Origin of the sequence: Tepidamorphus sp. 3E244, from assembly GCF_046159835.1 — a bacterium.
Taxonomy (GTDB): Bacteria; Pseudomonadota; Alphaproteobacteria; order Rhizobiales; family Tepidamorphaceae; genus JACKJK01.
Genome location: NZ_JBJXCY010000002.1, coordinates 493,744 through 514,161 on the forward strand (window position 1 = coordinate 493,744; position 20,418 = coordinate 514,161).

Genomic DNA, 20,418 nt, shown 5'->3' on the forward strand with positions numbered 1-20,418 from the left:
GGTGATCCGATGACGCGTTGGGGACGTAACCGCGCGCCCGCGTTCTTGTTTAGTGGACGAATTTAGTGGCCGAATATTCCGCCTCGGCGAGCTGGTCGTGACAGCGTGCAGACGCCACGGTGCGCGCACCTCGCCGAAGGCTGCACGGACCGGCCCCCGATTGCGGCTGATTTGCGGACGAAAGAATATTTATTTCGGCGGATTGCGCGGGCCGCGGACCGGATCAATCTATGCGCCAGCCGGCTGGGGATGCGCCGTGGTTGGTCGCTCCGACATCTGCCGGGTTTTGTCCATTGGAGTGAAAGATGCTGAAGCGTCTTGTTGCCCTGTCCGCCCTTGCCCTTACCCTCACCGCCGGCATCGCCGCCGCCGCCACCGTCGAGGCCGGCAAGGTCGACGCCTATGACGAAGCCACCCGCGAGATCACCCTCGAGGGCGGCAAGATGTTCGTGCTCGCCGACGGTGTGTCCACCGAAGGCCTGGATGTCGGCGACGAAGTCACGCTGACCGTCAACGACATGGACGGCAAGATGGTCGCCGAGAAGATGGAAATCGGCGAGTAAAGTCCGGTACCCCTGACAGGACTGGCGCGGCGTTCGGCGAACGCCGCGCTTTTTCGTTTTCGGGCCATCCAGCGCCTTTCCTCGCGCCGCGAGTCTCCCCATATTCGGCCCATGGCGAAATCGACAAAGAAGCAAGAGCTGCCCTCCATTGAGGATGCGCTGAAGCCCTTCATGGAGGGTGGCGCGCAGGGCAGCGACCCCAAGGGTCTGTCCGAAGCCCCGCAGTCTGCCTTCACGGCGGATGTCGAGGTTGATTCCAATATCGGCAAGAAGATCCTCAAAGACCAAGAGGCGAAGAGCGCCGGAGGCGCGACAGGGAAAGCAAAAAGCCTGGTGGGGACCGGCGCGGGCGCCAAGGGCAAGTCGAAGAGCAAGGCCGCCCGGCCCGAGCGTGCCCCGCGCATCGAGGGCACCGAGGGCATGGACCTGATGGACCCCGCCGGCAGCACGCCGGCGCGCACCGTGAAGGGTCCCGGTGACACGCCCGGTTCGCTCCCCGCCCAGAAGAACATCGACGCGCTCATCGCGCGCGGCCGCCCGTTCTACGTTTCCGACAACCAGCCCGAATGGGTGCCGCACCGCCCGCCCCGCCCGGAGAAGTCCGAAGGCGGCATCAAGTTCGACCTGCAGGCCGAGTACGAACCGAAGGGCGACCAGCCCACGGCCATTGCGGAACTCGTGGCCGGTGTCGAGCAGAACGAAAACGAGCAGGTGCTGCTCGGCGTGACCGGCTCCGGCAAGACCTACACGATGGCGCAGGTCATCGCGCGCACCGGCCGCCCGGCGCTGATCCTCGCGCCCAACAAGACGCTGGCCGCCCAGCTCTACGGCGAGTTCAAGAGCTTCTTCCCCAACAACGCGGTCGAATATTTCGTCTCCTACTACGACTACTACCAGCCGGAGGCCTACGTTCCGCGCACCGACACCTATATCGAGAAGGAATCGTCGGTGAACGAGCAGATCGACCGCATGCGCCACTCCGCGACGCGCGCGCTGCTGGAACGTGACGACGTCATCATCGTCGCCTCGGTGTCGTGCATCTACGGTATCGGCTCGGTCGAGACCTACACCGCCATGACGTTTTCGCTGGAGCGCGGCGAGCGCATCGCCCAGCGCCAGCTGATCGCCGACCTCGTGGCTCTCCAGTACAAGCGCAACGACGGCGCCTTCCAGCGCGGCACATTCCGCGTGCGCGGCGACACCATCGAGGTCTTCCCGGCCCACCTGGAGGACCGTGCCTGGCGCATCTCGCTGTTCGGCGACGAGATCGAGTCTATCGACGAGTTCGACCCCCTCACCGGCCACAAGTCCGACAGTTTCGCCAAGGTGAAGGTCTACGCCAACTCGCACTACGTCACGCCCAAGCCGACGCTCAACCAGGCGACGAAGTCCATCAAGGCCGAGCTGAAGGAGCGCCTCGCCGAGCTGTACGATTCCGGCCGCCTGCTGGAAGCGCAGCGGCTGGAGCAGCGCACCCTGTTCGACCTCGAAATGCTGGAGGCAACAGGCTCCTGCGCCGGCATCGAGAACTACTCGCGCTACCTCACCGGCCGCCGCCCCGGCGAGCCGCCGCCCACCCTGTTCGAGTACCTGCCCGACAACGCGCTGGTCTTCGCCGACGAGAGCCACGTCACCGTGCCGCAGATCGGCGGCATGTATCGCGGCGACTTCCGCCGCAAGGCGACGCTGGCCGAATACGGCTTCCGCCTGCCCTCGTGCATGGATAACCGCCCCCTGCGCTTCGAGGAGTGGGACGCCATGCGCCCGCAATCGGTCTTCGTCTCCGCCACCCCGGGCAACTGGGAGATGGACCAGACCGGCGGCGTCTTCACCGAGCAGGTCATCCGCCCCACGGGGCTGATCGACCCGCCCGTCCACATCCGCCCGGCGACGACCCAGGTCGACGATGTGCTCGACGAGATCCGCCAGGTCTCGGCCGACGGCTACCGCACCCTCGTCACCGTGCTGACCAAGCGCATGGCCGAGGACCTCACCGAGTACCTGCACGAGCAGGGTATCCGCGTGCGCTACATGCACTCCGACATCGACACGCTGGAGCGCATCGAGATCATCCGCGACCTGCGGCTCGGCGCGTTCGACGTGCTGGTCGGCATCAACCTGCTGCGCGAGGGCCTCGACATACCCGAATGCGCCCTCGTCGCCATCCTCGATGCCGACAAGGAAGGCTTCCTGCGCTCGGAAACCTCGCTCATCCAGACCATCGGCCGCGCCGCGCGCAACGTCGATGGCAAGGTGATCCTCTATGCCGACCAGGTGACCGGCTCCATGCAGCGCGCCATCGAGGAGACCGACCGCCGCCGCGAGAAGCAGGTCGCCTACAACGAAGAGCACGGCATCACGCCGGCCACCATCAAGCGCGGCATCGCCGACATTCTGGACTCTGTCTACGAGCGCGACCACGTCACGGTGGACGCGGGGATCGGCGGCAAGAAGGGCAAGGACGGAGGCACGCTCGTCGGCCACAACCTGCGCCAGGTCATCGACGACATGTCCAAGCGCATGCGCGACGCCGCCGCCAACCTGGAGTTCGAGGAAGCAGCGCGCCTGCGCGACGAGATCAAGCGTCTGGAGCAGCAGGAACTGTTGACGGCGAGCGACCCGCTCGCCAAGCTTCAGGGCAGCGAAATTGCCGCCGGGCGGGACAACCGCAAACCGGGTGCCTCGAACAAGGTGCGCAAGAACACGCTGGACGAGATGACGGTGGGCAGGACTGAGAAGAAATAAGCTAAATCGATTTTTCGACTTTTCCCGTAATTAACATAACGCCGAGAAATCCGAACAACTAGTGTGGCTGGTCATCAGGGCCGGACACACTCAGCGGCAAGGGCTTCAATATATTATTTGCAGTTTCCGTAATGTTTTCGCGGCTCCGCCTGCTCTTCGCATTCCAATAAGCCCGAAGTATGAGATACTTTGCAAATAAAACCCTTGGATAGATTCTCTTCGGGAATTTTCTAATTGCGCCATCGGTCGCCTTTAACCCAGCATCCTCATCCAATGCCACTAACCAAAGACAACGAATCATTTCTCTACTACGACGATCGTCGCGACATGCAGTGACGGTCTTCGCTAATACATCACCACCGCAAATATCCGATAAATTACCCACCATCGAACAAACGACGCCTTCCATCTTCCTCAATTCCATTTGGGCAAAAACCGAGCTAAAATAATCTTTCACCGCCTCTCGATCACTTATGCGATTTGCTAGATCTGCATCACCCATAATTTGCTCAAATGCGACTGATGCCATATTCGAATAATCTCTTTTTTTTATCATCCACATCCAATCATCAATAATCTCACAGGTTAATTCGATGATCCGAGTTGCAAGAGCTCGTTTTCGCGTAGCTTCTAAAGATTCGGAGCCACCACCAAGAAGGGTCGCAGCAAGTTGCCAGTCTCGTACAATTCTTGACTTCCCCTTGTTAATAACCGGAGAAGAGCCCGAGCCTGATACAACCTCCCGAGTCTTCCTCCGGATATCCATCAATATCTGTTTCTGCCCTGCGCTATCCGTTTGATCCAAAGCCTCCTGAGCGGCACGCTCAATGTTCTTTCTCACATTGGCGATGTCCTTTTGATTAGAGGCTAGGATTGGAACGAACGATGCATCCTCCAAAACATGTTTCCGATCCTCACACACGGGTCGAGACAGCGCCTCGCCAACCAAGGCGTCAAAAGTCGAGACATCCTCGTCCAATCGGCGACACACTTCATCTACCGCCCAAGAAACATCGCCAATTTCGGCAAAAATATTAAATGCCGAAAAATCAAAACCCTCGTCGTCAAACTGGAAGTAGCTCTTCGCGTCAGCTAAGTTCGACCTGAAGTAGTCCGCCAAGAGAAATGCCCGAACAAACGGAAGTGAGAACTCCATTAATCCATCTTCGTTAAACGAAATGATATAATTTCGGCATAAACCGTCAATAAACAGTCGTGGATTGATATCAAAATCGTATTGCTTAGCCATAATTGAAGCTAATTCTTCTAATTTTTTTCGATCAAATTTTTCCTTGTCCACGCTAATAAGCTTAGCCACCATAGTGAGAAATCTCTGACGCGTAGTACGACTCAAAACGATACGGTCCTCGTCCCCAACGACCGCGAAGGTTAGAAATCCGAATACAGCTAGCTCAATTAACTCGGCTCTACGATTGGCATCAATAAGTCTTTGTAGTAATTCTCTAGGAATGTTTACGAAATAAGATGGATGTATCGGCAGATCAAACTCGTCAAATGTATCCGTAAGTCGAATTGCAATAGTCTCCGCTTCATCTTCTGTATACTTGTGCGAACGAACGAGATAACGCTTCATATTCTCGAGTGAGACGCTCTCGAGGCGATACTGCGACCAGCCACGAATAATATCCGCATAACCATCAACTGAAGTTGAAACCTCACTCCCCACAAAAGCCAAAATGAAAGAATCTGGATAATCTTTCAGCATGTCGAACAAATGCGAAGATCGAGATTTAGATTTTGGATTGTAATTTGATACAATAAAAACTAACGATATATCTTTTCGTTTCTTAATTTCATCCAGTTGAACATCATATATGGCCTGCTGCAGATCTTTCGGAGGCGCAACCTGTACAAAATCTACTACAATAGGCAGCACATTTTTGCCCAGCATCATTTTCCCGAGCATATCAAGAGTGTATAAATCCACCAAGCCTTGACTTGGGTAATTCATAGGTAAATTAACCAATATCGCCCTATTGTCTTCAAGAGCTTCCACTATTTCTACTGGAAAATTCTCTTCAGAATCTGCCTCCAAGCTCATCACTCTTGGCGCGGGAATCCACTCTACAGGGCCTTGATCCCGATACTCGGGTGAAGCCGCTCTTAATCGATGATCCGCCGATCGCTTAATTTTTTCGAATATGTCAGCCCCTGGATCCGCCTTAGTACCATCATCCTTAGCGTCCATGCTTCGAACTGACACAATATAATCCACCAGAGGAGGGGCATTTTGAATTATAGTTTTGAAATATAGTGCGGCGTTTCGGGCTGCATACTGCCGTACAACGCCGCGACTACTCGCTTCTAGGGCGTTTTTCGAATTATCTGCTAAATCACTGACGCCCCTTATTGAAATCACACGTGAATGGCCACATGCATCAAATATGCCCGAAAGCTCAGTCTCTACAGCGAGTATCTTTCGGTCTAGTTCAAGTATTCGCTTCTTCGTGTCTTTATCTGCGACTACACCGTAAGTCACGATCGGTCCAGAGAGGATTGTCGGATACTCAAAATCTGAACAATCAAAATTATCGCGATCAGATAGCCAAATCCTGCAATTTTCCTGCCAATCTTCTCGAGCCGACCTCATTGTCGGGTCAGTTCGAAACAAATTCATCTTTGCAACAAACACCGGGTCGGTTTTGTTGTACTTAGGTGAAAGAGACGTTCGTCCGACCCCAAACTTTTGATCGTGGTTTAAATCTAAATTATTGGTGTTATAACAAACATCACCGAGGGATAGGTCATTACTGAGAGCGCCGCATATGCCTATGCAAAAGACGACTCCAAAATCGAATTTAAGTGCGAGTTTTTCATATATTTTTCGTGCAATTATAGAATTTTGATCATCTGAAGTGACAAGAAGTAACCGCGTATCGTCAACAATACCGCCAAACACTGGAAAATCGAATTCTTCTGAGTAATTCTCATCGAATTTGAAAAGTTCATAAACTGCCTCAAACTCCAACAGAAGCGGACAATATATTAATACATCGTATCTATTCATTATAATGCTACATTCTTGAGATTTAAATTAGATCTGAATTGACTGTTCGCTCAACCTTGCAAGCGAGCTGTACCCTGATCAGTCAACTCAATCTGTGAGTCTTTGCCATCTGGCGAGCATGGTATGGCTTATCATTTACTCCCCCATCTTTACGTATGAGTCCATTTTTTTTAACACTTAAGAGTCATGAATTCTAGCTTGAGCACGGTCGTCTTCAAGCGCATTCGGCCCTAAGGTACTTTCCCAGCAAACACGGGGAGTCGCGCCGCGAACATGCGTCATGTGGATACGATCATCGTCGGAGGCGGGCCGGCCGGAAGCTCCTGCGCCGCCGAGCTGGTGCGCGCGGGCCATGACGTGCTGGTGCTGGACAAGGCGCAGTTTCCGCGCCTGAAGCTCTGCGCCGGGTGGATCACCCAGAAGGTCTTCGCCGACCTCGACTTCACCCCCGAGGACTACCCCCACGCGATCAACCGGCTCGACATCAAGACCCACGTGCGCGGGGTCCCCTTCGCGTTCAACGGTATCCCGACGGTTGGCGACAACTGGTCGATCCGCCGGGTGGAGTTCGACGCCTGGCTGCTGGAACGCTCCGGCGCTGAGGTCGTCGAGCACCAGGTGAAGTCGGTCGCGCGCGACGCGGCCACCGGGCGCTACGTCATCGACGATGCCTTTTCCTCCGACCACATCGTCGGCGCGGGCGGCACCATGTGCCCGGTGCGCAAGGCCCTGTTTTCCGACGAGCGCATGAAGTCCCGCCAGATCGCGACGCTGGAGAAGGAGTTCTCCTATCCGCAGCGCGCCGACACCTGCCACCTTTATTTCCTGATCCGCGGGCTGGAGGGCTATGCTTGGTATGTGCCCAAGGCCGATGGCTGCGTGAATATCGGCATCGGCGGCAAGTCGCGCTGGTTCCGCAACACCGGCGAGAAGATCCACGACCACTGGCGCGCCTTTCTGGGCGACCTCGTGAAGCAGGGCCTGCTCGACCAGGAGACGGCGGACAGCCTGAAGGAAGGCGGCCACCCCTACTTCCTCTACACCCATGATGGCGCGGTGAAGGAAGGCGACGCCTACATCATCGGCGATGCGGCGGGGCTGGCCACCGTCGACCTCGGTGAAGGGCTCGGCCCCGCGATCGAGAGCGGGCAATTCGCCGCGCGCGACATTCTCGGCCAGGGCGAATATTCAAAGGCACCGCTGACGAAATACTCGTTCGGCGGCATCACACAGGCACTCGCCCGCAGAACGCTCGGCAAGTACCACACGCGCGGAAAGGCGTAAGGCACGCAATGAACACGACCGGACCCTTCCTGACGCTGTCCACCGAAAGCGTCGTGCCCGAGCGCGAGACACCGGATGCCGGCAAGGTTGTCGTCGGCCAGCCGATGTTCACCACATGGAACGTGGAGGAATCGCCCGACGGCAAGCTGTTCGCAGGCGTCTGGGAGGCAACGCCGGGTACGTGGTCCATCTCCTACGACGAGTGGGAATATTGCCGCATCCTGTCGGGCGTCAGCATCATCACCGACAATGTCGGCAACAAGCGCCGGGTGACGGCGGGCGACAGCTTCATCCTGCAGCCGGGCTTTGCCGGGACGTGGGAAGTGGTGGAGACGACGCGCAAGGAATACGTCATCCGCCTCTAGGCTTCCCGGCGCGGCAACTTGGTCGGGCGTTGTGGCGAATACGCAATTGCACTGCGGCGCAATTCCGTTACGTTGCCGCGGATTCGCGATTGAAGAGGCCTCGAATCGTGTTCGCCAACCGCATCGTCAGCATTGCCGCGCTCCTCGCCACAAGTCTGCTTCTGGCTGCTTGCGAGAATTCCGGCGGCGTCAACGTCATGGGTGAAATCGGCCGCCCGGACGGCGCACCCGGCAGCGCGTCTGCTGGTGGCGAGGGCGGCAGCAAGAACCCGGACGGCTCGCCCAACCTCTCCAAGATCATGACCATCGCCTTCGCCGACGCGCGCTGGGACGAGGAGAAGATTCCCAAGGGCGAGCAGTGCAAGGCGCTGCGCGGCGATGGCTCGACGCCGGCGCTGTCGGTCAACGGCATTCCCAAGGGCACGTCCACCGTCACCGCCTCCTACCAGGCAACCAGCGGCGACAAGTCCAAGCGCGGCGACATGGGCGTCATCGGCTACAAGGCCAACGGCTGGACCAATATGCTGCTGCCGTCCGTGCCGGGCGAGACCCGCAGCGTGCCCAACGCGACCGTCGTTTCGCCGGCGCCCGGTTACGCCGGCTACCTGCCGCCCTGCCGCAAGGGCGTGAGCTACGAGGTGACGGTGCAGGCGCTCGACAGTTCGGGACGCGCACTCGCCACCAAGACGGTCTCCATCGGCAAGCTCTAGCCGGGCCTCTCGCACCGTTCAGCTTCGGTTCAGGTCGCCATTGCTAACCCTGTTGTCGACAAACGCAGGGCTCCCCCCTTCAAATCGCCACGTTCTGACCGATCTAATGGGAAGAACGCGGAAATGGCCTCGCGACCCACTGTTTTCGCTATAGCTCAAGAGGGCTGGACATGACCGAGTTGAACACCACAGGACGCCGCAAGCCGTTCCGTATCCTTGCCGCCGCGCTGGCTCTCTCGTTGGCCGGCACATCGATCCCCGTCACCGCGTTCGCGGCATCCGGCGACCATCCGCATCTCGATCGTGGTGCGCGCTCGCAGGAATATCGCGGCCAGCGCCATGACGGTGGCGGCCAGCGCGCGGAACGCCATCGCGACAACGACCGTGGCGACCGCCGTGGGCGTGGCTATCGTGGCGATCACCGCCGCGGCGGCCACTACGACAGGACGCCCCCGGCCTATCGCTATGGCAATCGTGGCTATCACCGTCGCCACGACCATGACGACAACGATGCGGCCGCAGCAGCCGTCGGCGCGATCTTCGGCTTTGCCGTCGGCGCGATGGTTGCTGACAGCTACAACCGTTCCTACGACGCACCGCCTTCGCGCACCTACTACAACGCGCCCACGGGTCCGGCCCCGGTCAGCAGCGAATACGCACCCGAGCCGTTCACCGATGACTGGTACGCCTATTGCGCCTCCAAGTACCGCTCGTTCGACCCGGACACCGGAACGTTCCAGCCCTACGAGGGTCCGCGCAAGCTCTGCCAGTAGGCAAGGCCGTCGTCAGATCCAGCATTTCAGCCCGGCGTCGTTCCCCCGCGATGCCGGGTTTTTCATGTCGGGAACCGCCGATCCATCGCTTTCGGAAAAATCGTGGTAGTATTGCCGTATCGGAAGCGATGCCGGAGCCGCACCATGAGGATCGTGCCCACCCTGAGCATTTCACTGGTCGCCGCCGCACTGTCGGTCGGGGCGATGGCGGCGACGCCGGCCTCGGACGCGACCAGGCCAGCCGAACCCGCGCCGCTCACGGTCGCTGCCCCGTCGGGCAAGAACGTACCCTGCACCTGCCGCTACCAGGGCCGCGATTTCCACCAGGGCGAGAGCATCTGCATTCGCGGTGAACTGGCGCAATGCGGGATGTATTTGAACAACACGAGCTGGAAATTCACCAAGACCCCTTGCCCGATGGCCCGATTGGGCGCAACCAATACAGACCAGTGAGGTGCCCGCTGCGGGGCGGAAGGTCCGGCAGCACTTCGTCCGGAGAGCGTTCATGTTTCGAGTTATCCGACTGGCGGCGATCGCCGTTCTTCTGAGCCTTGTCCCGGCTCTGTCGCAGGCCGAAGGCCAGCACGGTGGCAACTTCACGTTCCACGATGATGCCGAGCGCGACGGCGGCTGGTCCGGCCCCGACTGCGGAAACCCGAAGGTCATGGCGCGTGTGCAGAAGCGCTTCGCGCAGACCGAGCGTGCCTACTGGAACACCGGCGTGCGCATCGACACCCTCTACGATCCGCGCGAGATCGCCTATCGCGACTGGACACCGCTGATCACAGCGATCCGCTCCTGCCGGGCGCAGGCTGACCTGTCAGACGGTCGCCGCGTCTCCGTCGTCTACTGGGTACGCTCCGAGCAGGGCTTTGCCGGACACGGCTACGGCGTCGATTACTGCATCTATGGCCGCGACTGGCCGTATGCCTACGCGCCGGGCTGCCGCGAAATCCTGCCGCGCTGACGCGCAAGACCGGCCGTGTCGCCCATCAAGGCTCTCGTCTCCCTCGCCGTCGTGGCCGGAGCGGTGTTCGCGGGCTTCTTCTTCCAGGCCAAGACACCAACCGACACGCCCGAGACCTCCGGCAATTTCGATTTCTGGGTCCTGTCGCTGTCGTGGTCGCCGACATTCTGTGCCGGGCAGGACAACCCGGACTCCGTCCAGTGCAACGGCGACAAGCGGTGGGGCTTCATCGTTCACGGGCTCTGGCCGCAATACGAAAGCGGCTACCCGTCCGACTGCCAGATGGGGCCGGAGCGCATCGACTACCGCTTCGCCGAGGAGATGGCCGACCTCATCCCCTCCCCGCCGCTGGTCTTCCACCAGTGGCGCAAGCATGGCCGGTGCACGGGGATGACGCCGGAGGCCTATTTCGCGGCGACACGCAACGCTGCCGAACGCGTCACCATCGATCCGTCATTCTCGCCGCAGCGCACATCACGACAGTCCCCGGACGAGATCGAGGCGCGCTTCACCGCCGTCAACGATGGAATGAAAACCGAAGGACTCGCCGTCACGTGTCGAAGCGGTATGTTGCAGGACGTGCGGATATGTCTCGACAAGTCTCTCGAGTTCCGAGCCTGCCGCGAGGTTGATGCCGATGCCTGCACGGCGCGCGAAATCGCCCTGCCGGCAGCCACCGACCGGCCTTGAATTGCGGTTGCGCGGCACGGATATACGAAACCGGGCATCGCCGCTGAACCGAAAACCTGATAGCCCACTGGAAATGAATTTGCCTTCCCCGGAAGGCCCTGCCAACGGAAACCAACACCAATGCCCATGATTTTGCGCACCGCCGCAGCGTCCCCGTTCGGACGCAAGGTCAAGATCGCCGCCGACATTCTCGGCCTGTCGGACCAGGTCACGCTCCAAGCCTCTGACCCGTTCGACGACGAGGACTCCCTGCGCGCCCAGAACCCGCTCGGCAAGATCCCGGTCCTGATGGCCGAGGACGGCTCCGCGATCTACGATTCACGCGTCATTTGCGAATATCTCGACACCCTTGCCGGTGGTGGCAAGATTTTTCCCATCGAACCGAAGGCGCGCCTTCATGCGCTGCGCGAGCAGGCGCTGGCCGACGGCATGATGGATGCAGGCATCGTGCAGATCTACGAAAAGCGAGTGCGCCCGGAAGACAAGCAGCACGCGCCCTGGCTTGAGTACCAGTCGGAGAAGGTGACGCGCGCCCTCACCTATCTCGAAGAAAACATGCCCGTGTTGCATCACACACCGACCATCGGCGAAATCTCGCTGGCATGTGCGCTGGGCTATCTCGATTTCCGCTTCAACGGCGAATGGCGCACGACGCATCTCAAGCTGGTGGAATGGCTCGAAGCCTTTACTGGCGCTGTCCCGTCCTACGACAAGACAAAACCCCCGGCATGATCCACGCCGGGGGCTGAAAATTCGCGGGCGCTGGAGGCTGGATCAGCCTTCCAGCGGCGGGATGCGAAGCACCTGCCCCGGATAGATCTTGTCGGGATGCGTCAGCATCGGGCGGTTGGCCTCGAAGATCACGTTGTACTTCGCACCCTTGCCCTTGCCGTACTGCTCCTCGGCGATGTTCCAGAGCGTGTCGCCCTTCTCCACCGTGTAGAAACTGGCATCCGGCTCGGCATTGGCGACCTTGATGTCTTCCTCGACCTTCGAGACACCAAGCACGTTGCCCATCGTGAGAATGATCTTCTCGCGAATGGAATTGCTCGGCGCGTTGCCGGCAACCTTCACCTTGTCACCATCGACCTCGACCTTCAGGTCGTCGGCCTCGAGACCGTGCTTTTCCACTTCCTTCTTGAGCGCATCGGCATCAGGCTTGTCATCATCGCCGCCAATACCGAGCTTTTCGCCCACGTCCTTGATAAAATCGAAAATTCCCATGACCGGCCTCCCGAACCGTTTGTTTGTCCGCTTGAAACGTTAGACGCTCCAGCGCCCCGGTCAATGGTTCGCCATGCTATTCGTTCCCAAGGGTGATGAGCCACTAGAGGATCGTGTGGGTCACGGTGCCGCACACCTTTCTTTCCGCAAACGAATGGCTATATCTGCGGGACGCGCAACGGGCGGCTTGCGCACTGCCGACGGGGTGCCGCCCACAGCCGAAGGACTAGTATGCTCTCCTACGCCCTGTTCGTGATCGGACTGGCTCTCCTCATGGTCGCCGGTGATCTTGTCGTACGCGGCGCTGTGGGCATTGCGGATCGCATGAAGATCCCGCCGCTCGCGATCGGCCTAACCGTTGTCGCCTTCGGTACTTCGCTGCCCGAACTGATGGTCTGTGTCGAAGCCGCGTTTGACGGCGCGCCGGCCATCGCGGTGGGCAATGTCATCGGCTCCAACATCGCCAACATCCTCCTGGTGCTCGGCCTGCCCGCGCTCATCGCGCCAACCGTGACCGACCAGCGCGACGCCTTCCGCAACACGCTCTATATGGTGTGCGCTTCCGTTATCTTCCTGCTCTTGTGCTTCACCGGTGTGCTCAACCGCTGGGAGGGCGCATTGATGTTCATCCTGCTGATCGCGTTCCTGTGGCAGTCGGTGACCCGTGGCCGCGGTGGACAGGACCTGCGCGACGAGATCGAACAGCTTGAAGGGCCGGCCAAGAACATGACGGTCGCCGTGCTGTTCACGATTGCCGGCCTCATTGGCCTGCCCATCGCAGCCGACCTGATGGTGACCTCGGCGCGCGAGATCGCCTTGAGCTGGGGTGTTTCGGAAGCCGCCATCGGCCTCACCGTCGTCGCACTCGGCACTTCGCTGCCGGAACTCGCCGCAACCGTGATGGCGGCGATCCGCCGGGAAGCCGCACTCGCCATCGGCAACGTCATCGGCTCCAACATCTTCAACCTGCTCGGCATCATGGGACTGACTTCCATCATCATGCCGCTTGAGGTGCCAAACGAAGTGCTGCGCTTTGACATCTGGATCATGCTGGCATCCGCCATGCTGATCCTGATTTTCGTTGGCCGCCGCTGGAGGATCGGCGCACCCGCCGGGATCGCGCTGACGGCCGCCTACGGCATCTATTGCTGGGGCGTATTCAACAACGTGAACCTGCCCTTCTTCGGCTGACGGCGAATGCCATGACGCAGACCGCTCTCATCTCCGGCAGTTCCCGGCGCATCGGACGAGCGATCGCCGAGCGGCTGGCGCAAGCCGGCTACCGCATCGCCATCCATGCGCGCGACGAGGACGACAAAGATTCGCTGGAGCTTTGCCGTGAGATGCACACGCGCGGCGAAACCGCGAAGTGCTTCGGCGCAGACCTCGCCGACCGTGACGCGGTCGCACGCCTGATCGGCGAAGTGACCGACGCGCTCGGCACCGTCACCCTGCTGGTCAACAATGCCTCCATCTTCGAGGAGGATTACGCGCACGATTTCAATGCCGAGAGCTGGGATGCGCACATGCGCATCAACCTGGAAGCGCCCATCGTTCTGGCCCGCAACATGGTCGCGGCCTTACCCGAGGGGCAGCACGGCAACGTCATCAACATGATCGACCAGCGCGTGTGGCGGCTGAACCCGAAGTTCTTCACCTACACGCTGTCGAAGTCGGCCCTGTGGACGGCGACGCGCACCATGGCGATGGCGTTTGCACCGAGCGTCCGCGTCAACGGCATCGGCCCCGGCCCGACCCTGCAGAACGAACGCCAGCAGGAAGCCGACTTCCGCGCGCAGGTGGAAGCCGTGCCGCTGGAGCATGGCCCGAGCCCGAGCGAGATTGCCGAGGCGGTGATGTTCATCGTCAACGCACCGTCCATGACGGGGCAGATGCTGGCGCTCGACGGCGGGCAGCATCTCGCCTGGCGCACGCCGGACGTGACCGACATTCCCGAATGACCTGACGTGCGCTTGCGCACGAAGTTGGTACGCGGACCGCGCCGCAGGGCGTGAATCGCGCTATCTGGTAGCCGATGACCGACAGTGAGAAGACAGCGACAAGGCCGCGAAAGTCCGGCCCGCAGGTGATCGCGGCGGCGCAGAAGCGCGCGCCAGCCGGTCCCGGCGTCTATCGCATGTTCGATTCTGATGGCGAGATTCTCTATGTCGGCAAGGCGCGCAGCATAAAGAAGCGCGTCGCCAGCTACACGCGCATCGGCGGCCAGTCCAACCGCATCGCCCGCATGATCGCGGAAACGGCGTCCATGGAATTCGTCTCGACCCAGACGGAGACCGAGGCGCTGCTGCTCGAAGCCAACATGATCAAGCGGCTGCGGCCGCGCTTCAACGTGTTGCTGCGCGACGACAAGTCGTTTCCCTACATCCTGATCTCGCGCGAGCACGAAGCCCCGCAGCTGACGAAGCATCGCGGCGCGCGCAACCGCAAGGGCGACTATTTCGGCCCCTTCGCCTCCGCCGGTGCGGTCAACCGCACGCTGAACGCGATGCAGCGCGCCTTCCTGCTGCGCACCTGCACCGATGCCGTCTACGAAAGCCGCACGCGGCCTTGCCTGCTCTACCAAATCAAGCGCTGCTCGGCGCCGTGCACCGGCGAAATCTCGCTTGAGGACTATGCAGGCCTGATGGACGAGGCCAAGCGCTTCCTCTCGGGCAAGAGCAGCGGCGTGCGCGCCGAGCTTGGCCGCGCCATGGAAGAAGCCTCCGAGGCGCTCGACTTCGAGCGTGCCGCCCTGCTGCGCGACCGCATTGCCGCCATGAGCCACGTCCAGTCGCACCAGGGCATCAACCCCGGCAACGTGGACGAGGCCGACGTCTTCGCCATCCACCAGGAAGGCGGACAGTTCTGCATCCAGGTGTTCTTCTTCCGCACCGGCCAGAACTGGGGCAACCGGGCCTACTTTCCCAAGGCCGACGGGTCGCTCGAAGTGGGCGACGTGCTGCAATCGTTCCTCGCCCAGTTCTATGACGACAAGCCCTGCCCGCGGCTGATCCTCGTCTCGCACGATCTGCCGGAAGAAGACCTGCTCGCCGAGGCCCTCGGCGCACGCGCCGAACGCAAGGTCGAGATTCTCAAGCCTCAGCGCGGCGAGAAGCGCGGACTCGTGGAGCATGCCACCACCAATGCGCGTGAGGCGCTGGGCCGCCGGCTTGCCGAAAGCGCCAGCCAGACGAAGCTGCTGAAGGGCATAGCGGAGGCCTTCGACCTGCCCGAGCCGCCCAAGCGCATCGAGACCTACGACAACAGCCACATCATGGGGTCGAACGCCGTCGGGGTGATGGTCGTCGCGGGGCCGGAAGGGTTCGAGAAGGGCCAGTACCGCAAGTTCAACATCAAGTCTGCCGACCTGACGCCGGGAGACGACTACGCAATGATGCGCGAAGTTCTGACGCGCCGCTTCGCCCGCCTGCTGAAGGACAATACCAACCCGGAGACCGGCGAGCGCGACGAGGCATGGCCGGACCTGGTGCTCGTTGACGGCGGCAAGGGACAGCTGAGCATCGCGGAATCCGTGCTGGAAGAACTCGGCATCGACGATGTCGCGCTGGTCGGCGTCGCCAAGGGCCCGGAGCGCGATGCGGGCCGCGAGCACTTCTTCATGCCCGGGCGCGAGCCGTTCCGGCTGGAAGCGCGCGACCCCGTCCTCTACTACCTACAGCGCCTGCGCGACGAGGCGCACCGGTTCGCCATCGGCACCCACCGCGCCAAGCGCAAGACGGCCCTGACGAAGAACCCGCTGGACGAGATCAGCGGCATCGGCCCGACGCGCAAGCGCGCGCTGCTGCTGCATTTCGGATCGGCCAAGGCGGTGTCGCGCGCAGGTCTCGCCGACCTCGAGGCGACACCCGGCATCAGCCGGCAGATGGCGCGGCTGGTCTACGATCATTTTCACGAGTCGGCGGGAAAGAGCTGATCTTTTCAGCTCTTGCATGACTGTCATCGTCGCATTGCACATTGACCTTTGCACGCCGGGCGAGCAGGTAATCCTCATGAGCACGAACAACGAAACCTTGACCAGCCAGCCGGTGCGCGGCCGCCGTCAGCTTTCGGCGCTGCCGAACCTGCTGACCTATGGCCGCATCGCTGCGGTGCCGCTGTTCGTGGCCTGCTTCTATATCGAGGGCCAGACAGCCCGCTGGCTGGCGTTGGCGATCTTCGTCGTCGCCTGCATCACCGACTATCTCGACGGTTACCTCGCCCGCGTCTTCGACCAGCAATCCTCGCTGGGGCGGATGCTGGACCCGATTGCCGACAAGCTGCTGGTCGCTGCCGCCCTTCTGGCACTGACCTATGTCGGCACCATCGGCGGCGTCACGATCTGGGCCGCGCTCGTCATCCTCAGCCGCGAGATCCTCGTCTCCGGCCTGCGCGAATTCCTGGCCGAGGTGCGCGTCTCGGTACCCGTCTCGCGGCTGGCCAAGTGGAAGACCGCCATCCAGATGGTCGCCATCGGCTTCCTCGTCGTCGGTCCCGCCGGCGACAAGCTGTTTCCCGAACCCATCGTCACATGGGTCGGCATGGCCGGCATCTGGGTTGCCGCGATTCTGACGCTCTACACCGGCTTCGACTACTTCAAGGCCAGCTATCGCTACCTGCTCGACGACCACCACCACGGGCAGGGCTGAGCCATGAAGCTTCGCTACTTCGCATGGGTTCGTGAACGCATCGGCGCGTCGGATGAGACCGTCGAGTTGCCCGGTGACGTCTCAACCGTCGCGCAGCTCCTCGACTGGCAGAAGACGCGCGGCGAGGAATACGCCCACGCTTTTGAACAGTCAGACGTCATCCGTGTCGCCATCGACCAGATGCATGTCACCCATGACACGCCCCTGACGGGAGCCAGCGAGATCGCCTTCTTCCCGCCCATGACCGGCGGCTGAGCCATGGCGACCGTCCGCATCCAGGCCGACCCCTTCGATGCTGCAGCCGAAGTGCAGGCGTTGTGCGCCGACCGCACGGATATCGGCGCGGTCGTCACCTTCACAGGCCTGTGCCGCGACGAAGGCGGCACGCTTGAGGCGCTCGAACTCGAACACTATCCCGGCATGGCGGAAGCCGAGATCGCCCGCGTTGCCGAACAGGCCGAGGCGCGCTGGCCGCTCAACGGTCTTGTCGCCATCCACCGCTACGGGAAGATCGCGCCCGGCGGCGATATCGTGCTGGTGATCGCAGCGTCCGCCCACCGCCGTGCGGCCTTCGAGGCGGCCGAGTTCATGATGGACTTCCTCAAGACCCGCGCGCCCTTCTGGAAGAAGGAGCACCGTGTCGACGGCACCGCCGGCGACTGGGTCGAGGCAAAGGACGCCGACGACGCCGCCACCGAGCGCTGGTCGAAGTAGACCTCCCACTCCTCCCAAAACAAAAGGCCGGGCAAGCGCCCGGCCTCTTCAATATCCTGGAAGCAATGCTCCCGATGAATGCGCCGCTTACAGCGACGCGGCCATCTGCACCTGTGCCGGCTGCGGATATACCGCTTCCATGTAGTCGGTCACCAACTGCTGGCTGATCTTGCCCGGCGTGAACGTGTAGGACCCGATCTCCGAAACCGGCGTCACTTCCGCCGCCGTGCCAGTGATGAAGCACTCGGAGAAATCCGCGAGCTCTTCCGGCATGATGTGGCGCTCGACAACCTCAAGCCCGCGCTTGCGCGCAAGGCCGATCACCGTGCGGCGCGTGATGCCGTCGAGGAAGCAGTCCGGATTGGGCGTATGCAGCACGCCATCCTTCACGAAGAAGACGTTGGCACCCGTCGCCTCGGCAACGTAGCCGCGCCAGTCGAGCATCAGTGCATCCGCGTAGCCCTTGGACTCGGCGGCATGCTTCGACAGCGTGCAGATCATGTAGAGGCCGGCGGCCTTGGACTTGCTCGGTGCCGTCTTCGGGTCCGGGCGACGATACTCGGCCATGTCGAGGCGAATGCCCTTCAGGCGCTGCTCGGGATCGAAGTAGCTCGGCCATTCCCAGATGGCGATGGCGAGGTTGATGCGATTCTTCTGGGCCGAAACACCCATCATCTCGCTGCCGCGCCACGCGATCGGGCGGACATAGGCGTCCGAATAGCCCTGCTTGGCCAGAAGCTCGCGGCAGGCATCGTCGATCTCGCTCACCGAATAGGGAATCTCGAAGCCAAGCAGGCGCGCGGAGTTATGCAGCCGCTCGGTGTGCTCGGTCAGCTTGAAGATCTCGCCGCCATAGGCGCGCTCGCCTTCGAACACCGCGCTGGCGTAATGAAGACCGTGGGTCAGCACGTGCACCTTGCAATCCGCCCAGGGGACGAATTTGCCGTTCATCCAGATCGAGCCGTCACGCTGATCGAAGGGGACATCACCTGCCATGGTACCAATCCTTGTCGTTCTGCATCATCGCGGCGCACGTTCGGGCTGCCGCAGAGTTCGTGAATCCTGATCTCGCGGGCCTTTAGCGGCAATTCCAGACGAATGCACGGCCAAATGACCGAAAGACCCGGCTTCTTGTCGATTTGCCGCAAGCAATGGTCTAATTCACGACCGTTGGCGGCAATTCAGCCCGCAATCTGCACTCGTGGAGCCGGACGACCCACGGCCCAACGCATCATTCAGAACGAAACCATAGCAGTTTTGTACAAATGTTGCGCCAAGCGTTATTGACAGGTAACGATCGAAAAGAAATAAGTCAATATGACTGACATAAATTTTTCCGGCGCGGACCAAAAATCCGGCGAAGACGGCATCGCGCGGCCCTCGCAGGCGAGCTACGAGTTCATCGAACTGCTGTTCTTCGCCTACCGCGATTTCATCTCCGAGCCGGACGAAATCCTCGCCGGATACGAGTTCGGCCGCGCGCACCACAGGGTGCTGCACTTCGTCGACCGCAATCCGGGCCTGAGCGTTGCCGACCTGCTAGAAATCCTGAAAATCACCAAGCAGAGCCTTGCCCGCGTGCTCAAGCAACTGGTGGATCGCGGCTTCGTGGAGCAGCGCGCCGGCGAGCGTGATCGCCGCCAGCGCTTGCTTCATGCAACGCCGGAAGGGCAGAATCTCGCGCGCACGCTGGCCGGCATCCAGGCCAAGCGGATGGAACACGCGCTCGTCCGCCTCGACCCGGCACAGCGGGCCGCTGCGGCGGAATTTCTGGCCCGCCTTATCAATGACACCGAGCGGGGCGATGTCATGAAGATCGTCAAGAAGGACGAAACCGCCTAGACTGACTGAAGTTGTGAGTACAGCCAGGATCTCAAGCCCATGTCCGTGACCGGCGCGGAGCGCGATGCGCGCACTGCAAGCGACAGCACCCGACGCGACACAGCAGCCATTGCCGACGAGGCGCCCCACCTGCTGGTGGTGGACGACGACCGGCGCATCCGCACGTTGCTGTCGCGCTACCTCAGCGAAAACGGCTACCGCATCACCACCGCCGACAATTCCGCCGCCGCGCGCGAACGCCTGCGCGGTCTCGCCTTCGATCTCATCATTCTCGACGTGATGATGCCCGGTGAGAGCGGCATGGACCTGGCGCGCAGCCTGCGCGAGACCAATGAAGTGCCGATCCTCATGCTCACAGCACGCGCGGAAACCGAAAGCCGCATCGAGGGACTGGAAGCCGGCGTCGACGATTACCTGCCCAAGCCGTTCGAGCCGCGCGAACTGCTGCTGCGCGTTGCCGCCATCCTGCGGCGCGGCATGCAGGAGCCGAGCCCGGCGGAAATGCTGCGCTTCGGCCCATTCTGCTTCGACATGGCCCGCAAGGAACTGCTGCTGGGCGAGGAAACCGTGAAGCTGACCGACCGCGAGAAGGAGTTCCTCGCGATCTTTGCCGCAGCCCCGAACGAGACGATCCCGCGCGTGGACCTCGCGGGCGAGGATGCCAGCGAGCGCGCCGTCGACGTGCAGATCAACCGTCTGCGCCGCAAGATCGAGAAGGACCCGACCAACCCGGTCATCCTCCAGACGGTGCGCGGCATAGGCTATCGGCTCAACGTGAGTTAGGCTGGCGCTTCACTCAAGGGCGCGGCGCAACACACTGATGGTATCCCTCAACGACACCGGCAGCAGCAAGGCCGGCAGGCCAAG

General features: G+C 61.1%; 21 protein-coding genes. 18 read left to right on the forward strand and 3 right to left on the reverse strand.

Going from position 1 to position 20,418, the window contains the following annotated elements; genetic code table 11:
* The first annotated feature begins 305 nt into the window (after positions 1–305).
* Together ACKTEK_RS11140 and uvrB are read left to right on the forward strand one after the other, a co-directional pair.
* Positions 306–563 carry a hypothetical protein gene (locus tag ACKTEK_RS11140; RefSeq protein ID WP_409165367.1) on the forward strand — a complete coding sequence of 86 codons (258 nt, stop codon included), beginning with the start codon at positions 306–308 and terminating at the stop codon, positions 561–563.
* Between the two features lie 111 nt (positions 564–674).
* Complete coding sequence (gene uvrB, locus ACKTEK_RS11145; protein WP_409165368.1) at positions 675–3,308, forward strand: excinuclease ABC subunit UvrB; 2,634 nt, start codon at positions 675–677, stop codon at positions 3,306–3,308.
* Positions 3,309–3,366: 58 nt separating this feature from the next.
* Here the strand turns inward: uvrB and ACKTEK_RS11150 are convergent, their stop codons facing one another.
* Entirely contained in the window at positions 3,367–6,336 is a 2,970-nt protein-coding gene (locus tag ACKTEK_RS11150; protein WP_409165369.1) for a hypothetical protein, read from the reverse strand.
* A gap of 273 nt (positions 6,337–6,609) precedes the next feature.
* Between ACKTEK_RS11150 and ACKTEK_RS11155 the strand changes: the two genes are divergently transcribed.
* The 8 genes from ACKTEK_RS11155 (at position 6,610) to ACKTEK_RS11190 (ending at position 11,857) form a co-directional block, all read left to right on the forward strand.
* Positions 6,610–7,620 carry an NAD(P)/FAD-dependent oxidoreductase gene (locus tag ACKTEK_RS11155; protein WP_409165370.1) on the forward strand — a complete coding sequence of 337 codons (1,011 nt, stop codon included), beginning with the start codon at positions 6,610–6,612 and terminating at the stop codon, positions 7,618–7,620.
* A gap of 8 nt (positions 7,621–7,628) precedes the next feature.
* Positions 7,629–7,985, forward strand: a complete 357-nt coding sequence (locus ACKTEK_RS11160; RefSeq protein ID WP_409165371.1) for a cupin domain-containing protein — start codon at positions 7,629–7,631, stop codon at positions 7,983–7,985.
* 107 nt (positions 7,986–8,092) lie between these two features.
* Complete coding sequence (locus ACKTEK_RS11165) at positions 8,093–8,695, forward strand: hypothetical protein (RefSeq protein ID WP_409165372.1); 603 nt, start codon at positions 8,093–8,095, stop codon at positions 8,693–8,695.
* A gap of 170 nt (positions 8,696–8,865) precedes the next feature.
* Entirely contained in the window at positions 8,866–9,468 is a 603-nt protein-coding gene (locus ACKTEK_RS11170) for a BA14K family protein (RefSeq protein WP_409165373.1), read from the forward strand.
* A gap of 144 nt (positions 9,469–9,612) precedes the next feature.
* Positions 9,613–9,921 carry a hypothetical protein gene (locus ACKTEK_RS11175; RefSeq protein ID WP_409165374.1) on the forward strand — a complete coding sequence of 103 codons (309 nt, stop codon included), beginning with the start codon at positions 9,613–9,615 and terminating at the stop codon, positions 9,919–9,921.
* A gap of 52 nt (positions 9,922–9,973) precedes the next feature.
* A complete protein-coding gene (locus ACKTEK_RS11180) occupies positions 9,974–10,435 on the forward strand; it encodes a hypothetical protein (RefSeq protein WP_409165375.1) in 462 nt (153 codons plus the stop codon).
* Between the two features lie 15 nt (positions 10,436–10,450).
* Positions 10,451–11,125 carry a ribonuclease T2 family protein gene (locus ACKTEK_RS11185; protein WP_409165376.1) on the forward strand — a complete coding sequence of 225 codons (675 nt, stop codon included), beginning with the start codon at positions 10,451–10,453 and terminating at the stop codon, positions 11,123–11,125.
* A gap of 120 nt (positions 11,126–11,245) precedes the next feature.
* Positions 11,246–11,857, forward strand: a complete 612-nt coding sequence (locus tag ACKTEK_RS11190; RefSeq protein ID WP_409165377.1) for a glutathione S-transferase — start codon at positions 11,246–11,248, stop codon at positions 11,855–11,857.
* 42 nt (positions 11,858–11,899) lie between these two features.
* Here ACKTEK_RS11190 and lysM read toward each other — a convergent pair whose 3' ends face one another.
* A complete protein-coding gene (gene lysM, locus ACKTEK_RS11195) occupies positions 11,900–12,349 on the reverse strand; it encodes a peptidoglycan-binding protein LysM (protein WP_409165378.1) in 450 nt (149 codons plus the stop codon).
* A gap of 231 nt (positions 12,350–12,580) precedes the next feature.
* Between lysM and ACKTEK_RS11200 the strand changes: the two genes are divergently transcribed.
* The 6 genes from ACKTEK_RS11200 (at position 12,581) to ACKTEK_RS11225 (ending at position 17,709) form a co-directional block, all read left to right on the forward strand.
* Complete coding sequence (locus ACKTEK_RS11200) at positions 12,581–13,540, forward strand: calcium/sodium antiporter (RefSeq protein WP_409165379.1); 960 nt, start codon at positions 12,581–12,583, stop codon at positions 13,538–13,540.
* 11 nt (positions 13,541–13,551) lie between these two features.
* Positions 13,552–14,310 carry an SDR family oxidoreductase gene (locus ACKTEK_RS11205; RefSeq protein ID WP_409165380.1) on the forward strand — a complete coding sequence of 253 codons (759 nt, stop codon included), beginning with the start codon at positions 13,552–13,554 and terminating at the stop codon, positions 14,308–14,310.
* Positions 14,311–14,384: 74 nt separating this feature from the next.
* Positions 14,385–16,283, forward strand: a complete 1,899-nt coding sequence (gene uvrC / locus ACKTEK_RS11210) for an excinuclease ABC subunit UvrC (RefSeq protein WP_409165381.1) — start codon at positions 14,385–14,387, stop codon at positions 16,281–16,283.
* Between the two features lie 76 nt (positions 16,284–16,359).
* Complete coding sequence (pgsA, locus tag ACKTEK_RS11215) at positions 16,360–16,995, forward strand: CDP-diacylglycerol--glycerol-3-phosphate 3-phosphatidyltransferase (RefSeq protein ID WP_409165382.1); 636 nt, start codon at positions 16,360–16,362, stop codon at positions 16,993–16,995.
* A 3-nt stretch (positions 16,996–16,998) separates the two neighbouring features.
* Entirely contained in the window at positions 16,999–17,250 is a 252-nt protein-coding gene (moaD, locus tag ACKTEK_RS11220; RefSeq protein WP_409165383.1) for a molybdopterin converting factor subunit 1, read from the forward strand.
* Between the two features lie 3 nt (positions 17,251–17,253).
* Complete coding sequence (locus ACKTEK_RS11225) at positions 17,254–17,709, forward strand: molybdenum cofactor biosynthesis protein MoaE (protein ID WP_409165384.1); 456 nt, start codon at positions 17,254–17,256, stop codon at positions 17,707–17,709.
* Between the two features lie 87 nt (positions 17,710–17,796).
* Here the strand turns inward: ACKTEK_RS11225 and ACKTEK_RS11230 are convergent, their stop codons facing one another.
* A complete protein-coding gene (locus tag ACKTEK_RS11230; RefSeq protein WP_409165385.1) occupies positions 17,797–18,705 on the reverse strand; it encodes a branched-chain amino acid aminotransferase in 909 nt (302 codons plus the stop codon).
* Between the two features lie 321 nt (positions 18,706–19,026).
* On the opposite strand from ACKTEK_RS11230, the gene ACKTEK_RS11235 reads away from it, so the two are divergent.
* The gene (locus ACKTEK_RS11235; RefSeq protein WP_409165386.1) at positions 19,027–19,551 is read left to right on the forward strand and encodes a MarR family winged helix-turn-helix transcriptional regulator; all 525 of its coding nucleotides are present in this window, start codon (positions 19,027–19,029) and stop codon (positions 19,549–19,551) included.
* Between the two features lie 39 nt (positions 19,552–19,590).
* A complete protein-coding gene (locus ACKTEK_RS11240; RefSeq protein ID WP_409165387.1) occupies positions 19,591–20,334 on the forward strand; it encodes a response regulator in 744 nt (247 codons plus the stop codon).
* Positions 20,335–20,418: the final 84 nt, after the last annotated feature.

Excerpts from the sequence above, each read along its gene's own strand:
- ACKTEK_RS11155 (WP_409165370.1), top strand. The coding sequence starts at position 6,610 with ATGCGTCATGTGGATACGATCATCGTCGGAGGCGGGCCGGCCGGAAGC.
- ACKTEK_RS11170 (WP_409165373.1), top strand. The coding sequence starts at position 8,866 with ATGACCGAGTTGAACACCACAGGACGCCGCAAGCCGTTCCGTATCCTT.
- ACKTEK_RS11160 (WP_409165371.1), top strand. The coding sequence starts at position 7,629 with ATGAACACGACCGGACCCTTCCTGACGCTGTCCACCGAAAGCGTCGTG.
- ACKTEK_RS11230 (WP_409165385.1), bottom strand. The coding sequence starts at position 18,705 with ATGGCAGGTGATGTCCCCTTCGATCAGCGTGACGGCTCGATCTGGATG.
- ACKTEK_RS11180 (WP_409165375.1), top strand. The coding sequence starts at position 9,974 with ATGTTTCGAGTTATCCGACTGGCGGCGATCGCCGTTCTTCTGAGCCTT.
- ACKTEK_RS11205 (WP_409165380.1), top strand. The coding sequence starts at position 13,552 with ATGACGCAGACCGCTCTCATCTCCGGCAGTTCCCGGCGCATCGGACGA.
- ACKTEK_RS11190 (WP_409165377.1), top strand. The coding sequence starts at position 11,246 with ATGCCCATGATTTTGCGCACCGCCGCAGCGTCCCCGTTCGGACGCAAG.
- ACKTEK_RS11225 (WP_409165384.1), top strand. The coding sequence starts at position 17,254 with ATGGCGACCGTCCGCATCCAGGCCGACCCCTTCGATGCTGCAGCCGAA.
- ACKTEK_RS11175 (WP_409165374.1), top strand. The coding sequence starts at position 9,613 with ATGAGGATCGTGCCCACCCTGAGCATTTCACTGGTCGCCGCCGCACTG.
- pgsA (WP_409165382.1), top strand. The coding sequence starts at position 16,360 with ATGAGCACGAACAACGAAACCTTGACCAGCCAGCCGGTGCGCGGCCGC.
- uvrC (WP_409165381.1), top strand. The coding sequence starts at position 14,385 with ATGACCGACAGTGAGAAGACAGCGACAAGGCCGCGAAAGTCCGGCCCG.
- lysM (WP_409165378.1), bottom strand. The coding sequence starts at position 12,349 with ATGGGAATTTTCGATTTTATCAAGGACGTGGGCGAAAAGCTCGGTATT.
- ACKTEK_RS11240 (WP_409165387.1), top strand. The coding sequence starts at position 19,591 with ATGTCCGTGACCGGCGCGGAGCGCGATGCGCGCACTGCAAGCGACAGC.
- ACKTEK_RS11200 (WP_409165379.1), top strand. The coding sequence starts at position 12,581 with ATGCTCTCCTACGCCCTGTTCGTGATCGGACTGGCTCTCCTCATGGTC.
- ACKTEK_RS11150 (WP_409165369.1), bottom strand. The coding sequence starts at position 6,336 with ATGAATAGATACGATGTATTAATATATTGTCCGCTTCTGTTGGAGTTT.
- ACKTEK_RS11140 (WP_409165367.1), top strand. The coding sequence starts at position 306 with ATGCTGAAGCGTCTTGTTGCCCTGTCCGCCCTTGCCCTTACCCTCACC.
- moaD (WP_409165383.1), top strand. The coding sequence starts at position 16,999 with ATGAAGCTTCGCTACTTCGCATGGGTTCGTGAACGCATCGGCGCGTCG.
- uvrB (WP_409165368.1), top strand. The coding sequence starts at position 675 with ATGGCGAAATCGACAAAGAAGCAAGAGCTGCCCTCCATTGAGGATGCG.
- ACKTEK_RS11235 (WP_409165386.1), top strand. The coding sequence starts at position 19,027 with ATGACTGACATAAATTTTTCCGGCGCGGACCAAAAATCCGGCGAAGAC.